Annotated in this window: 15 protein-coding genes; 3 read left to right on the top strand and 12 right to left on the bottom strand. The window is 34.8% G+C overall.

Going from position 1 to position 16,223, the window contains the following annotated elements:
• Positions 1–14: 14 nt before the first annotated feature.
• A complete protein-coding gene (locus R2S10_RS08685; protein ID WP_316840059.1) occupies positions 15–815 on the bottom strand; it encodes a DUF2971 domain-containing protein in 801 nt (266 codons plus the stop codon).
• A gap of 206 nt (positions 816–1,021) precedes the next feature.
• Between R2S10_RS08685 and R2S10_RS08680 the strand changes: the two genes are divergently transcribed.
• Complete coding sequence (locus R2S10_RS08680; protein WP_316840058.1) at positions 1,022–1,486, top strand: hypothetical protein; 465 nt, start codon at positions 1,022–1,024, stop codon at positions 1,484–1,486.
• A gap of 210 nt (positions 1,487–1,696) precedes the next feature.
• Here R2S10_RS08680 and R2S10_RS08675 read toward each other — a convergent pair whose 3' ends face one another.
• Positions 1,697–2,743: a DUF932 domain-containing protein gene (locus tag R2S10_RS08675; protein ID WP_316840057.1), complete on the bottom strand. Its 1,047-nt coding sequence runs from the start codon at positions 2,741–2,743 to the stop codon at positions 1,697–1,699.
• A 242-nt stretch (positions 2,744–2,985) separates the two neighbouring features.
• On the bottom strand, positions 2,986–3,576 hold the full coding sequence (locus R2S10_RS08670) for a hypothetical protein (RefSeq protein WP_316840056.1): 591 nt from the start codon (positions 3,574–3,576) through the stop codon (positions 2,986–2,988).
• A gap of 424 nt (positions 3,577–4,000) precedes the next feature.
• On the opposite strand from R2S10_RS08670, the gene R2S10_RS08665 reads away from it, so the two are divergent.
• A complete protein-coding gene (locus R2S10_RS08665; RefSeq protein ID WP_316840055.1) occupies positions 4,001–6,013 on the top strand; it encodes a PHP domain-containing protein in 2,013 nt (670 codons plus the stop codon).
• Positions 5,994–6,305, top strand: a complete 312-nt coding sequence (locus R2S10_RS08660) for a hypothetical protein (RefSeq protein ID WP_316840054.1) — start codon at positions 5,994–5,996, stop codon at positions 6,303–6,305. The genes R2S10_RS08665 and R2S10_RS08660 overlap by 20 nt, the downstream gene beginning before the upstream one ends.
• A gap of 149 nt (positions 6,306–6,454) precedes the next feature.
• Here the strand turns inward: R2S10_RS08660 and R2S10_RS08655 are convergent, their stop codons facing one another.
• The 9 genes from R2S10_RS08655 to R2S10_RS08615 form a co-directional block, all read right to left on the bottom strand.
• A complete protein-coding gene (locus R2S10_RS08655; protein WP_316840053.1) occupies positions 6,455–9,304 on the bottom strand; it encodes an SMEK domain-containing protein in 2,850 nt (949 codons plus the stop codon).
• A 666-nt stretch (positions 9,305–9,970) separates the two neighbouring features.
• Positions 9,971–10,945, bottom strand: a complete 975-nt coding sequence (locus R2S10_RS08650) for a hypothetical protein (RefSeq protein WP_316840052.1) — start codon at positions 10,943–10,945, stop codon at positions 9,971–9,973.
• Between the two features lie 52 nt (positions 10,946–10,997).
• Positions 10,998–11,120, bottom strand: coding sequence for a hypothetical protein (locus R2S10_RS08645; RefSeq protein ID WP_316840051.1), 123 nt, complete (start codon positions 11,118–11,120; stop codon positions 10,998–11,000).
• A gap of 1 nt (position 11,121) precedes the next feature.
• Positions 11,122–12,180 (bottom strand): conjugative transposon protein TraM, encoded by a 1,059-nt coding sequence (traM, locus tag R2S10_RS08640; RefSeq protein WP_316840050.1) that lies wholly within the window; start codon positions 12,178–12,180, stop codon positions 11,122–11,124.
• A gap of 244 nt (positions 12,181–12,424) precedes the next feature.
• Positions 12,425–13,054, bottom strand: a complete 630-nt coding sequence (traK, locus tag R2S10_RS08635) for a conjugative transposon protein TraK (RefSeq protein WP_316840049.1) — start codon at positions 13,052–13,054, stop codon at positions 12,425–12,427.
• 63 nt (positions 13,055–13,117) lie between these two features.
• The gene (traJ, locus tag R2S10_RS08630; protein ID WP_410478961.1) at positions 13,118–14,227 is read right to left on the bottom strand and encodes a conjugative transposon protein TraJ; all 1,110 of its coding nucleotides are present in this window, start codon (positions 14,225–14,227) and stop codon (positions 13,118–13,120) included.
• A 23-nt stretch (positions 14,228–14,250) separates the two neighbouring features.
• Positions 14,251–14,874, bottom strand: coding sequence for a TerB family tellurite resistance protein (locus R2S10_RS08625; RefSeq protein ID WP_316840048.1), 624 nt, complete (start codon positions 14,872–14,874; stop codon positions 14,251–14,253).
• 3 nt (positions 14,875–14,877) lie between these two features.
• Positions 14,878–15,528 (bottom strand): hypothetical protein, encoded by a 651-nt coding sequence (locus tag R2S10_RS08620; RefSeq protein WP_316840047.1) that lies wholly within the window; start codon positions 15,526–15,528, stop codon positions 14,878–14,880.
• Complete coding sequence (locus R2S10_RS08615; RefSeq protein WP_316840046.1) at positions 15,515–16,216, bottom strand: conjugal transfer protein TraI; 702 nt, start codon at positions 16,214–16,216, stop codon at positions 15,515–15,517. The genes R2S10_RS08620 and R2S10_RS08615 overlap by 14 nt, the downstream gene beginning before the upstream one ends.
• Positions 16,217–16,223 lie beyond the last annotated feature (7 nt).

Genomic DNA, 16,223 nt, shown 5'->3' with positions numbered 1-16,223 from the left:
TAAAATAAGTGATATTATAATAACGGAAATTGTTTGAATCCTAATTTAAAACTATTGGATTCCATATATGCCTGAGTATATTTGATTCCTTTGTACCCCGATGATTCAAGGGTATCTACGATAGAATAAACATCCTCTTGCCTAACTTTACATCCGAAAATAATTTCGACAAGAGCATTTTTTCGAAAAGCAACAGCCCCGTGATTCGGGTTAATGCTCCTATACTCGCACTCATAAGCCCAATCATCCGATTTGGTCACTATTAGGAACATCAAGCCAATATGATTCTGTTCGTAATAATTGACAGGTATAAATTCCTTGGCATAGCGTACTTTACAGATAAAAAATGATTGAATATCTTTTCTGGGTTCAAAAACCATACAAATTCCAGAGTGGTTTTTAGCATAGTGTGACCACATTAAAGTATTTTTATAATTAAGAGTAAAACAACAAATGCCTTGTTCGTTAATTGTATCAGGCAGATTAGAAAACTGTGCTTCAGGAAGGAATCCAGGGTTTGCTAGAAAATATTCTATTTCCAGCTCCAAAGCTCGCCCTTTTAAATGAGTAGTCTTAGTAACGAAAGCTAAAATATCATCCTTTGACGGTTCAAATTTTAAAAGGTGCCTGTAACAATCGTAGGGATCATTGAATGATGAGGGGCTGGAATACCATAAATAACCCTCTCGCAAAGCCTTAAGTGTATTTTCGCTTATCGATGCAAACTTATAGATTTTTTCGGGAAGTCCATCAGGTAAAAACTCTTTCATATACGTTTTAACTGGAAAATCCTCGATTTCATTGTTACCGACCATAACGATAGCTTTTTATTTCTAAAAATAATTATAAATAACAAAAAGTGAAAATAGTAAACTTTTCGGTAGAAAATAAACCTTACACCTAAAATGTTATATTTGCTAAAAGTTTGAAAAAGTGTATAATACTGGTTTCAAATCTCAGAAACTTGATGAGTGAATTCCCAACAGTTTCAAAACAAAACAGGATAATTACGAAATTGCCAATGATAAACTGGATTAATCACAGGTTTGGAATAAATCTTAATGCTAATGATCTTGAAAGCATCAAGGATTTTTCATTAATATGGAATATTTTTGAACGCTTTGTTTGTCAAAACAACTTCAGCATACAGGGAGTGGAACAAGCCATTGCTACCAAAAATATCAATAGGGCGGAATTTCAACCGCAATTGGAATATTTTAGAAATAGATATATATCCAATGGAATGGTGAATCTTAAATTCCATAACCTTCATCTCAGGGCAAATGACCGAAGTGCATTCGTCGAATCCGTTTTAAAGGGAAATGCAAATGCGGACTTAGAAGTGATTTTAGGTATGGTCATTATTGTATACCGGTATCGTAACAATCTTTTCCATGGGATCAAAGACATTCAAGTAATAGACCAGCAAAAAGGTAATTTCGATAATGCTAATATCTTTCTTAAATCATTACTAGCGTATTTCTGATATTATTGCCCGTTAGGGCCGCCCACAATCTTTGATCATTTTTAACCTTTAACAACTAGTAAATTTGCATTCAAATTAGAGAAATATTTTTATAGATGGTTTAAATCTAAAGTTGTAACATTTTTTTCTAGCCTTTCATTCGTACTGAGTTTAACAATGACTTCATTATGAAAAATAACTAGGGGATTAATTCCCCTAGTTATTAGTTAACTATATTATTCCTAGTTTTACAAAATCACTACACAAGTCAAATGCTTTTTGGCTTCTCTGCAATCCTGTACCGTACATAATTGATTTGAATTTGCTTTCTTCGTCTCTGTAGCTTTTTACATTTTGGTAATATCCTGTTATGCTATTATAGGCACCGTATAATGTTCCCTTCGTTGTTTCTTCTTGTTGCATAGGGCTAGACATTGCATATTCAAAAACACTTTCTACTGTATTTTTATAAACCGAAGAAAAATCTTCTAAACTGCGATAGCGTAAGGTTTCGATAGTTTCTTTGTTAGGAGCCATAGTAATCTGAATTAACTTCTTCACCTCGTTATCTGTAATTTTCACTCTAGACCAATGATTAAATACCTCCTCCAATTCGTTTGCTAATTGGTTACTTAGCCCCAGCAGTTTATGCGCTACTTTTAACCTATCTTGGACATTAGCTGTATGTTTAAGCCGAATGCAGTTAGTTTTGTTACGCATGGCAGCATTTAATGTATTATTACATACAATTCTTATAGGTGTAAATGCAGCAGTTATACTACCATAACCATCGTGCGAAGTAGTCAAGAAAAGATATTTTTCTATGCAGTCGTCACGACCTACACGAATATAATCAGGCAATTTAGCTGTTATAAATATGCGTTCACCTTTGCCTAATGCACCAGAGGTTTCATATATTATACCTTCTTTACCGCCAACGATACTGTCGAAAAATTCAAATGCCTGTATATTCTGTACAATCTCATAATCCTTACCAACCACACCCAAGGCCTCATTTGTATCTGTACGGATTGTAGCATAATAATTTGGAACTTCCAACTTTGAATATTCCATTTCGTTATATTCATTTAAACAGCCACCATCGACTGTAAATAATGACCGTTTTTCTACATGATAATTTAAACCTGCAAATTCTAGAGCTTCAGCACTTGTCGGAAAATCTTGCACTAATTGACCTAAGCCATGCCATGCTTTTTCCTTTGTGCTGAAAAATGAGTGTTTGCCTGTCTTTTGATTAAAATGAATATTATGTGCCATGATAATTATTTTAAGGGGTTAAATGATTCTGTTAATAAAATTTTTGTTTGTTGTACTTTCACATTCTCCGCATCATGGAAGATGAGAGTCTGTTTCCTATTCAAATTCCTCTATGATATCAGAAAGACTTTCTAACTGACTGTTTGTCTCTACCCATACACAGGTGAATAAAAGATGAGTTTTTATAATTTAGATCTTCAATAAGGGAGTAAATGCCCCTGTTTTAACAGGGGCACAATTTGTTAGGCTGGAATAAGGTTAACAATATCTAGCTCTACTTCTTCCAGTTTATCAGCACATAGGTTATTAACTTGCTCGGCAACTCCTCTAATGATTGTAGGATTCTTTGTAGTAAAAGTTCTGCCTTTATCATCTTTGATAGTCAATAAACAGCCTTGATAATAATTTCCATCCGTTTCATCAACATTGTCTTTTAATTCCAGTTCAAATTCCTCGAGTGTGGTAATTATATTTTTTAAATTATCCCTGTGTTTGATTTTACGAGCCAATTCATCCCCGAGTTTGATATGACGTTCCAGTGTAGCTCTTTGCTTTGCTATTCTTTCGGCAAAACCGGCCTTTATTTCCAACGTTGTTGGCTCTGCATATGGTGATTGTGCTTGTAAATTAGTTGCAGTCTGCTGCTTTTTTGCTTCTTCGTTCACATTTACGAACCCGCTGTTAACGATTTGATCTCGAATTTCTTTTTCAGTTTCAACCTTTTTAGATACTATGTTTACTGGATTACCTGCTACAAATTGAGGGGCATTTTTTTCTTCTTTTACGGAGTTCACCACTTTAGTGTCTCCACTTGCTTTTACTTTAGTTTCCATTTTTTAAGGTTTTAAATTTTTCAACCTGCCTACTACTATTCAGCAGGAGCCTATCCTGGCTTTTTGTTAAGCACCCTCGCCTGATTTAGCGGAGATTAAAGGCAAGGCTTTTGGAAAAAAAATACTACCCAAGCGAAGCGCAGGTGTGGAGATTATTTTTTCAAAATCAGCGGAGTTTACGGAGCCGCCTTGACTAGGTAATCTCCGTTGATCAGAAATTTCGGAACAAACAGCCTCAAGAAATAACATTTATAATCAATCCAAAACCCTCATTAAAACCACATGAGGATTAATAATTACATTTCATTGTTAACTAGGTTTAGAAAAGATTAATTTCAATAGCAAAAATAAAGTCATTTGTAGCTTACAGTCTTTAATGCTATCTTCATTAAATAACCAGACCTTCAATTAACTCTCTTAAAAGGTGAAAAAAATCGATCTACATATTCATACCGTCTCATCAATTAGTGATTACGAATTTGAATTCTGCCTTGAGCAATTAAAAAAATATGTTTCTAAGCTTGAAATTGATTGCATTGCTATAACCAATCATAACCTATTCGATTTAGAGCAATTCAAACTAATTTCCTCAGAATTAAATATAAAAGTCCTGGCAGGTATTGAAATCAATTTAGAGGGCGGGCATTTATTGTTGATCTCAGAGAATTCAGAATTAGTTGATTTCGATGCAAAGTGCAGAGAAGTCCAAATGCTAATAAAAAATAAGCATGACTCAATAACGGTTGAAAATCTAATTACGATTTTCCCGGATTTAAGCCGCTATTTGTTAATTCCGCATTATGACAAAAATCCCAATATTAGTGACACGACATTGGCTAAGTTGCAGCCACATATCCATGCAGGAGAGGTTACTAGTACAAAGAAGTTCATATCATGTATAAAAGACGTAGATAGATTAACACCAGTAATTTTTAGTGATGTAAGGATTTCAAGTAATATGCAGTCGTTCCCGACAAGACAAACTTTTGTGGATCTTCAGGAAGTAACATTACGTGGCATTAAAGCTTGTCTTTGTGACAAAACAAAGGTATGCTTATCTAAATTGGATGGTAATAATTATTTTCAAGTAACGGAAGATGGTCTTTTCCTATCAACAGGATTAAACGTGATGCTCGGTGAGCGATCTACCGGAAAAACACACACATTGAATAGGATATGTGAATCATTCGATAACGTTAAATATATTAAACAATTTGCTCTTCAACAGGATGATGAAGATAAGTTTGAAAAATTACTTTCTTCAAGGCATAGCACAGTAAACGAACAATTTTTAAGCGAATTTAAAGATGTTATATCAGACATCAAATCAATTGATATCAAAGGAAATAGACTTGAAGTAGAAAAGTACTTAACTAGTCTTATAAAATTTGCAGCCGAAAGTGATAAACTGGATAGCTTTTCCAAGGCAAATCTCTTTAGTGAAACCTTATTTCCTGAATCTGATCTTAAAAACCTTGAGAAATTGATAGAGGCAACCATTTTGCTAATTGACAACAATGAATATCATGATATAATTAGCAAGCACTTGGAAGAAGAAAACTTAAAGAAATTGGCAGTTGAGCTTATTAATAAATACATAGAAATTAATGAACAAAACCTAAAAAAACGCTGGCTAAATGATTTGATTACAAAAGTAAAAGAAGATCTTAGACTTAAAACTTCAACTACACCTCCCAACGAAATTGATTTCTACAATATAATCTTGGAAAATGAAAAGATCAAACGATTCAATAATGTAGCCATTGAAATCCAGAAAGATCGAGAAATTGAAAAAAAACAAATTCGTGGCTTTAAAATAGTAGCTAGAACTAAAAAATTTACTGGAGCTCAACAAATGAAGACAAAAAGTCGCAAACTATTAGCTTTCGCTGTCCCATTTAGTAAATATTCCAATCCATATGGTTTTCTTAACTCATTAAAAGAAATTCAACTCGAGGAAACAGAATTTTATAAGTATTTTGTTGATATTGAATATAAAACATTAAACAAACATAACTTTCAAGTGTCTGGTGGCGAGCGATCGGAATTCAACTTACTTTATGAAATAGGTGATGCTATGCAATATGACATACTATTAATAGACGAGCCAGAATCATCATTTGATAACTTATTCTTAAAGAACGATGTGAATGAATTGTTAAAAGAGATTTCACAGGAAATACCTGTTGTGATCGTTACCCATAATAGCACTGTAGGTGCATCCATCAAACCAGACAACATCATTTACACAAAAAAAAGCATCATTGCTAAAGAAGTGAAATATCAAATATTTTGTGGATATCCATCAGATAAAAAACTTAAATGTATCGATGGAGATGAAATAGATAACTATGATATATTGCTAAGCTGCCTAGAGGCTGGAAAAGATGCTTACAACGATCGAATGACAACAACATATGATATACTTAAAAATTGAGAATAACAAGGGATATTTTCTAAGGAAAAAGTCGGATGAAACTATTGAATTTACTGAAATAGATCAAATTACCAAAGATGACCTTTTTTACCTATTAAATCAGGTTTTAAATGATGACTATGAAATGGATGAATTCAATGAAAGTATTTTGTCGAACAAGGCGCATCAAATAATTTATAAAAATTTGCACGAAAAGTTTATAGAACTACTGTCCAACAAAACTAGATTTAAAGATGAAAGTGAAAATTTATATAAGACTGCTTTAGATAAATATACTGTTCAGGATAACTAAAATTTCACTAAACAAACTAATGTATGAAGCTTCTTAAAATGGAATAAAAGTTGAAATGACTTTCAAATCTATCGTTTTACTTCGGATGACAATAACAACCCTTCGTCATTTATTTTATATGAAGAAGGGTTGATGTGGTATAAAAAATATTATTCTACCAATTCAAGCATAAAATCAATCCTATTAGGGTCCATTGATATTGTTTGTGCTTTACGGCTTACTCCATATGTTTTAAGGAGTGTGTTTATGAAGGTCAATAACTGTGGATCTTTATTGGCACTGATAATTTGATCTATTTCTATTTGATTCAGCGTAATTACTGCTGATTTCTTCTCCGCACTGGTATTAAGTACATCATAGCTAATACCCGCTTTTAGGAGTTTTGCTTTGTTTGCAATAATAGAGACTTTGCTTCTGAAAAGAAAAGTGACAGACCAATTAAACTTATCTGATCCAAAGAAAAGATTTTGGTTGAATTTTGAGGTATAGATTCTCCCAACCATTTCGTCTCCAAATTTTTCCTTAAAACTAATAAGAGACCGAATATAGGTATCCTCGTCTTGTAAAAAAGGATAGTGTTGAAGGATAAAAAGATAAGGTGAGTTAATTTCTATTGAAGATTTTTCGAAAATTTTGATTAGTGAAGTACTGTTGGATAATATGCAGAACTCGTATGCAAATATTGCTAGTTCTTGTTGATTTATTTTTTTAGAATCTAGGAGCTTTGTGAAGCTATCATCAATTAGAGATTGGTGACGAGGAAGAATATAAAGAGATAATAACTGACTAAAAAGGGCCTCCTTTGAATTTATCTTACTCTCTCTAAGCTTCACCGATTTGAAACAACCTATTATCGCTTTTTCAAAAAGCAACCTCTGCTTTTGTTTACTGACATTTTGTAAGTATTTAATAATCTGAAGGAAAAAAAGCAAGGCATCGGTTCCATTCTGGTCTATTTGATTTTCAATTATATTGTCAATTATTTCGGCATCAATCATCTGTTCATCAATTTTACAGATCAAAAGCTCTAAAACAACTGCCCATGAAGATAGGCCAATATTTTCATCTAGTAGTTCCTTAAATACGTCTTGTTTATTGATCTTGTTAAAGATATTGCTATAAATAAAGTAGGAAGCAAAATACTCTAAAAAGGTTTTATGGGTAAATTTATTCTCTAGGTATATCGATCTAGTCTTGGCAAAAGATAAAAAATCTTGGGCTGCTTGTTTTGCCTGGAACTCACTATCATATTCTTCGTTTTTAATCAGGTATTGCTTAACGAAGCTTTCAACCTTGCTAAAAGTTAAATTTTGATCCGTTCCCTTTTGGTTAAATTGCCAGAAGGCAAGTGCGGAAAAGATAGATATCTTGTTTCTTGGCTGGATGGGGGCAGTAAGTTTTTTTTCTTTTGTATCTCTTGAGTCTACGATGGTGTAGGTGCAGCCTTCGTATATTTTAAGTTTACTTGTGGGAATTTCTCTATCGCTTCTGTATAGGATAAGTATTAAAGAAAGTAATAATGGATTATGTTTAAGTTCACTATCAACACCTTTCAGCTGTTCTAGGCAGTGAGCGATCTCATCCTTTCGTATATCGGCGTTCTCTTCCTGTAAGCTATACCACTTGTTTACATACTCCATAACTTGTGTTTCATCGAAGTCTTTTACAACGACGGTTCTAAATTGCTTGGAATTCATGCTTACTTCCTGATAGGACTCAAATCGGCTAGTTACTATGCCTTTTATATTTGGATAGCTTTTGAGGAAGTTTTCAATATCGTTTCGTACTTGAAGACGCTCATGTACATCGAATATCTCATCAAGCCCGTCGAAGAATACCATTATAGGGAAAAATTTGAATAGATATTCAAGGTTACCTGATGAAATATAGGTTTGATATTCCTCTGCTAGAAGATTCTCCATGTATCTAGAAAGAGTAATAATGCGAGTTGCTTTAGCACTATTGTATTTGTGTAATTCTATTCGTAAGGGTAGTTGATTATATATATTAGGTGAAGAAAAGATTGTCTCATCTTCTTCCAAAATCTTACATATAGAATATTTGATCATCGAGGATTTTCCTGCACCTGGATCTCCGAGCACAACAAGGTTTTCAGAACCGTCATATAATTCATCGAATTTAATATTATTGCCAAAGAAATTTTTATGACTGAAACTTGTGAACTTTTCAAAAGCACTGATGTATTGGATGCTTTCGAGTTTTACTGATTTTTGATGGAGATCGATTAGGTTAATCTCTTTAACAAAATCAAATTTCTTAATGGTATTAGATATATTCAATAAATCATCAAATGTATGGGCTTCGAATACTGGAGGGACAAACAGTGAATAAAGCTCTACTTCTCTTGGTTTGTTATTGATGAAAAGTCCAAAGAAATTGAGTCTAGAGAAGTTTGTCAGACACTTTTCTCGATAACTTTTCTTAAATCCATCAAACTGATCGAAAGTGAATCCCTTATGTATAATTGAATCACTAAAGTTTTCCTCTAAGATATCCGCAACGAATTTTGACTTAGGAATGTCATTATTAGATTTAAGCATACCATAGATGTCAGCAGCATCAATAATATTCTTTTTCACTGTAAAGTTCAGGTTTCCTTTGGATCTATCTATACTTTGCTGGGAGTATTTTTTCTGCTTGTCTGTCAGCATATAGATATATACTGTGTCAATTTCATTCCTGAAATTCGACTTTACAAACTTTTCTAAAGTTGATTTTACTTTTGCAATCTTAACAGTTGATGTAACCTGTATTCCAATCCTTTTTTTGACATCGATTAAATCTATTGCTTCAGCATTTTTCTTAGAAATATTTGCATTTACAAAATTGGCATTAAATGCTACGTTTAAGATCGGAATTAAAGTGTTTTCAGAATGGATATTTATATCATACTCATTATTGCTTGTATTGATCTTAACAAGTTGCTGATACCTAGATAGGTATTTTTTAATTTTATTAAGATTATCAATCTGATTCATTTATGTTTAGTTTGGGTTTGCTAATTAGTTAGTCAATTTTTTGAAATTGATTGCATTTTTTTCGTGAACTTAGTGAAATTGTATTTAAAATTCAAAATTTTTGTAAAGAGGTTAACCAGTGTGCAACTCACTATATTTAGTAGAAAAACATAACGTTATAATTTATGGAGGATTCAAATCCACTGCCTTATTAATTGAAGATAGAATATATGGAGTTGAATTGGATAGTTCTCTAGTCGTCAATAATAACATTAACTTTCGAAATGAATTACTCCATGGTTTGATGGAAATGGCACTTTTAAAGAAATATGTCCAATACGTTTGTTAGTTGTGTTTAAAAACAATTGTGCAAACCAAGACGGTCTTTCCAGAAGTAAAGGAATAGGAGTTTTATTCAAATTTCTGGTTTTAATTAAGTGTAAAATCGAATAATGGGACTAGCATATTTTACAAAGTTTCCCTAAGAATGAATTTATCGCAAATAAATAACTCAATAGTTTTTTATAATCTCATAAGAAACCATTGACCACCAATGATCTCTCATGAGATTATATTTACATCAGCAATCGATATTCCTTATTTCTTTAATTTTCTGAAATGCTGACATCCAAGAATAAGGTTTAAGTAGTTAGATGAAAAATAATTTTTAATTGGAGGATGAAGTGTCTAAATTGCAATTTGATTATTTTTCGACTTATCCTTCTCTTTGCCAGGAGACAAATCCTTACCCTGCCTAACCGAATTCTGGAATTGTTCTCTGTTTTCAGCTTTCCCATTCAATTGAAAAAAATTGAGATTACAATAACGAGGTATAGCCTGTATTCGTAAGGTTACTGCCTCATCTTTACCATTAGTAACTGTAACAACCGGACGGTTCCCGTCTTTCATGTCAGCCATAATCTCATTAAGTTTTTCTGGCTTATCTAATTCCTTTATCCTATAGTTTTCAAGGTTCTTTTGAAGATTGAAGGGATAACCTTCACCATATTGCTTGATCTTTAGGTTACCGTATTTATCACGCGCTTCATTGAATTGGTAGGTGTTCCATGCTTGATATCGGTTACCTAAGCGGCTCACCAGATCATCACGATAGGCCGAGCCACCTTCCAGCATATTTCCAGCTTGTATGACATTATAGCCTACACCACCGTTCACATATACTGTGTTTGTGAGAGGCGGACTGTAATATACCTCTTGAAAATCCTTGGTGACATAGTCTACTTTTCCATCTTTCATAGTGGCTACGGGCATATAGTCTTTAATACTTTTCCCTATAGCAAGTTCTGCATCACCTTCGCGTTTCTTGAAGTTTTCAATGGCATCAATAGAGCTTTTAAAATTTTTAAATTGTTTTTTACCGCCCTCACCAGTGGAAATGACCATATAGTTTTTGCCTTCTTCAAGCGGTTTGACCTTACTAAGAGATAGGTCATACCGGTTAAAAAAGTAATAGTTGTATTTGCCACCTTGTTTAATGTGGATAGTCAGATCCTTTGTTCCTTTCAAGGCGGGTAACTGTCCTGTAACTTTAATAAAAGGCAGGCCTTTTTCCATCAAGCCTAAAGCTTCTTCAATCATTTCCTTCGGGACTTTAAGGGCAGTGGCCTCATGTCTGAACTGTTCTTCAATATTTCTGTTCATATCTTTATCTTTTAATGAGTCTTCTATTACTTTAAACACCTAAATCAAGTCGCTAATCATACTTCTGCCTGGCAGTGTCTTTCTCAATACCTTTTCCGAAAACATCTTCGAGCATGATCATTTTGTCCTGCCAGTTTTCCCAAAGCACAATTGCTCTATTAACTTGCCTTCCCATATTACTTTAATCTTTTAGTATTGTCCTTCAAGAGCAAAGGATAACCTGCTTTCAATTTCTGTTTAACTCGCTTAATCCTTTTGGAAAATAAAGATTTAGCTGCATCTAAACCCGTTCCTGCAATTTGAGTCGTTAAACTTTGATCAATGCCCATTAATCCGATACTGCTGATTGCATCACTGCTGCCCCCGTTTATAGCATCAGTCAATAAAGCTTCTGGTGCATTGATACCCAGCATGGCATCACGTTTATCAAAGACGGTGAGGTTTACTGGAATGACCGAAGTACCTAACCTGATATTTTTGATTTGAAGGTTTAGTCGTTGGTTGCTAAATTCTGCAAGACCAAAGACAGAATGCCCTTTGGGGATCATCTGACCATTTAACAAGATGCTATCCAGTAATCTGAGTTCTATCACTGACCCTTGGATTGCCTTTTGATTGGTCGCGATTATGGCAGGAATGGCCTTAAATAAGCTATCTGCACCAGCAGGATTACTTTTATGGGACTGTTGTCTTACCAGTTCTGGATTTTGAATAGCCATAATCTTGTCCATTAGTGAATTGAGTTGTGCCATTTCTGGATCATCACCACTAGAGGATTGCATGTTTTTCATTAGGCTTTCGAGTTTAGCTACGTCTTTTGATAAAAGACCATCACTCGAGCTGGAGACTGCTCTTTTGTTGACTTCTTCATAGCTTTTTGAAGGTACTATTGGGTTATTTATCTCCCTGTTAATCGCTGCGAGTCGGTCGTTGATCTGCTTGGTCTGAGGATCTTCAGATGGAACAAATCCTAAACGTCCGACCACTGCTTCAATTCCATTTGATGTGGATGAATCATTTTCAGTCAGCTTGTAAATGTCCATTTTATCGGTTGGTGGCTCTGTTTTAAACTGCGCATCTGGTAAATTCGGATTGATGCCTTTTGCCGGAACATCTAAGGACGTTTTGTCTGTATTTCCCCAGCCCATAGCATAAAAAATTGCTGCTGAAACCAGGAAGATCACTAAAGGCAGAAATAATAATACTCTGCGTTTGTCTACACGTTGTTTTTTCATCGTAAAATTTTTTGTTTAATAATGTTTTGATGGTTAGTTAAATCCCTGCACCATTAGTAGCAGACAGTAGCATCCAAATGTTGCGAAGAAACAGATCAGTATGAACACCCAGCTTTTACCCGAAATACCTGCTGTTTTGCAATTCAAGTAATCAGCTGTCTTTCGCTGTGCCTTTAGAATGTAGCCGGCTATGTTTTCTGCTTTTTTCTGTTGCCACTGTGTTAAAGTCTTATTCTTGTTTTTCTTAAATAGGTTCATGCGCATTCGGATTTACGTCTGTATTCAATACCGTTTCCCAGCTTTGTATTAAAAAACCATGTGGATTATTATCCGTCTGAACATTTAAGTCTCTTACTGTACCTTGCGTGACCAGCTTACGAAGCACCGTACTACTTGCACGAACTAGTTTTTGGGTAGCATAACAGGTGAAGGTGTAGGGATATTGGTTAATGTTTAACTTGGTGCTATCTATGGTAATTTCCTGCGAAACATTTGCGGAGATGAGGTTATTGTAATAACCTTGTTCTTTAAGGTTATCAAATGCTTTTTTTGCACTTTGATCGGCCAGATACAATGCTTTTGAAATACTGGCTTTTATCGCCTTATCATCAGGACTAAGGTTGAAAAAATATTGATGAAAAGTCCTAATATGATCCTTTAGCACAACTTCAAGGTTACTCTTTTTATCTGAAGCAAAAGCTTCAAGCACCTTGCCATTATACAAGATATGCACCGTTTGTCTTTCTTGCCGAATGACTTCACAAAACTTATAGATGCCAAAACAAACCGTTACTACATTTGCCAATAGAAAAAAGAGGCTAAATTTTTTGATGTGCTGAAAAGCACTATCTATGTTCTTGAGTTGTTTAAACATAATTTTAATGGTTACTGGATAATTTGTCTTTGAAATAATGATTCCCACTTGCTTCAGGGTTCTCTAGCCTTTTTTGGAAGCCATATTGCTTCCAATCATTCCTGCTCCGCCTTGTACAACTCCCATTGCGGTGCTACTTCCACCGGTAACTAGTGAGTTGACTTTGCTTAACATGGCATTACTACCACCTGCCTGAATGATGTAATTGGCAACATTCGGTACGGTAAAGTAGCCTACAATACCAATGACGAGAAAAACTAAATAAGCGGTATCTTGAGTGCTGAAAAATGTATCCCCATCAGCACCAATCTGGGAAATATCAATCTTCAGCATATTTTCCTGTATCTTTCCCAGAATACTTCCGAAAATATTGGCCACGGGTAGCCACATGAAAATATTGACATATCTAGCCATCCAAGCAGTCAAAGTATGTTGAAACCCATCGAAGACCGAAAATCCGAAAACGAGCGGGCCAAGGATAGCAAGTACAATCAGGTAAAAAGTTCGAATGGTATTGATGCAAAGAGCAGCTGCGGCAAATAAAACCTGTAAAATTTCGGACATCCATTGCTTAATAGAGTTCTTGAAATTGTAATAATTCTTATCCATCCAGAACTTCACATCGTTACCCAACCCTTCAAAAACGCCTTCTTTTGTGCGTTCAGGATCTTTTGGATGTGTAAATTTATACCACTTGTCACTGTCGCCATTTCCACTGTCTCCCACGTACATCTGCCATTGTTTACTCTTTTTTACAGCCGCTTCTTTTTGTTTTAATAAGGCTGCAATTGCCTTGTCAGAATCTTTTACCATGCTACCGGTAGCTGTAACGACTGGTTGTAAGATGCCATTCATTACAGAAATCACCAATGGAAACATGATAATGGCCATACCTAAGGCGAAAGGGCGTAATAAGGGATAAAAGTCCACTGCCTCCGCAGCAGCAATCTGTCGCCATACCCTTGAAGAGATATACCATAGGGCACCAAACCCCGCCAGACCACGTGCAACACCAATAAGCTTACTGCAAAGGGGTAGCATATCGTCATATACATTATCCAATACAGGCTGCATGCCACTTATGGAGCCAGCTAGTCCTGAACCACTTTGCGCGAAACAAATTTCAGGTAAAAGCGACAATAGCATAGCTGATGCCGTAAAAAATACGGTCATTAAATTCAATTTACATTTCATAATTAGTTAAGGTTATAGAGCTGTTTTGTTCCTGCTACATCTACTTTTTCTTTTTGCCTTTGGATGTTCAGCATATTGGTTTTGAGATTGAAACTCCTCAAGAACATCAGTTTGTCTTGACTGTCAGCAAAAATCCGATCAATAGCCTGCAAACGTTCATCATCAGTCATTCTAAGCTTATTAGCAGTAATCACCATTGTTAGCTGGTCTAAATTATCAAGACTTTGATTAAAAAGTTGACTGTACACCTTGCTCAAATAATCCAGTTCAGAAAGTGTAAAATTGCCTCCAGAATTGAACCACTTAAATGCAGATTTGTATTCCGAAACAATGTCAGACTGTGCAGTTATAATATCTCCAATTCGTCTGTACTTTTTCACCTCTGGGCTGACCAACATCATGGCATCAAGAAAAACTTCATGTAGAGAAAAATTGCCCTGGGCTATGTTTTTTACCGAATTGTACCCCTTGGAGACAACTACATATCCCTTTTTCATACTGGATAGGATGCCTTTAAGTTGACTTAACTTCTCTACATTTAATAACAATTGTTGTGCTTCCTGCGACTGTCCAAATGATTGGTTTATAGAAAACAGGAACAATAGAAATAAAAAAATCCTTTTCATAGTCTATTCGTTTATGTGAAACATTTTTATCAGATTGCCAATCTCCATCTGTTCTAACTGCTTTTGCCTAATTAATTGAGCAGTATGATTACAGAAATCCTGTGTAAACCCCGACTTGTCCAGCATGCTTTTATAAATTTTGTCTAGTCTTTTCAGGCGTTCATCTTCTTTCATTTCTAGTTTTCCAGTAGTAATGACCAAGAGTAATTCTTCCAAATCAGCATAACATTCAGTCGCAATTCCATCGGCGACCAGTGAGATATAAGCGATATTATCGGCAGACAGAAAAGAACTACTTTTGATTCCAGTAAATGATTTTAGTATTCCTATCTGTAAAGAAATGATTTCCGCTATTCGAGCATCTTTGCGTATTACAGGACTAACTTGTTTTAACGAATTGATAAAAGAATCATGCAGTTTAAACTCACCATTTGAGATATCCTTAATAGTTGTTAAACCACCGTCTACAATTTTGTAGCCTTTATTAAGGTATCCGACATAAACCTCAAGCGCTACGATCTGCTGTAGCAAGTACTTCTTCTGCGTTTTTTTTTGCTTAAAAAATTCTGCCCAAGTTTGGGCATGACATGGAGATATTGCATTCATGAGGCATATAAAAACCAGAAGGAATTTCATTTTCTTAATCCAATTCATACATCTGCTTTAAGGTTTTCACTTCTAAATTTGATTTAGCACGTTGTATAGACAGCGTAATGTTCTGTTGATTGAACTGTTTTAGATCGGAATAATTTTGATTCATTTGATCAGAGGAAGCAACAATCAATTCCAGTCTTTTAGCATCGGACATTTGTGTTTTGAAAGAATTAACGACTACAAATACCTGATCTAAATTCCTAATACTGGCATCCAGTATTCCCCTATATACTTCTTCCATATACAGTAGTTCATCTCTTGTAAAATGCTTATCCTTATGGAACAGACTGATTGCCCATTTATACTCCTGGACAATGGCAGCTTGTGTTTCCGCCAGATCTTTGATCCGTTTATAGGTAGAAATCAAGGATTTGACTTCCCACAACTTTTTATAGTAATCCGCATATAATAGCTTCTGTCGTTCTGTCCAGTCAGAAATTTCCGTGAGTTTGAACTTTGATAGTTGATTTTCAATGACCTTTTGTGCATTTTGAAGCCAAATTGTTTCATTTTGAAGGCGCTGAACTTTGAGATCAACAGCCTTGATTACTTTTTTCACACCTGCCTTTAACACCTCTCCAATTGCCAGCTGCGCATTTGCCCCTTTGGGCAAAGCAACCAGCAAAGTTATGGCACTAAGCGGCAGGACAACCATATAGGTTCTCATACGTTTAATAATATTTTTCATGATAAAT

The sequence above is a fragment of the Pedobacter gandavensis genome (genome assembly GCF_032678745.1).
GTDB classification, from domain to species: domain Bacteria; phylum Bacteroidota; class Bacteroidia; order Sphingobacteriales; family Sphingobacteriaceae; genus Pedobacter; species Pedobacter gandavensis_C.
Note: the sequence above shows the minus strand (reverse complement) of the source record. Positions and strands in the feature narration are given on the sequence as shown.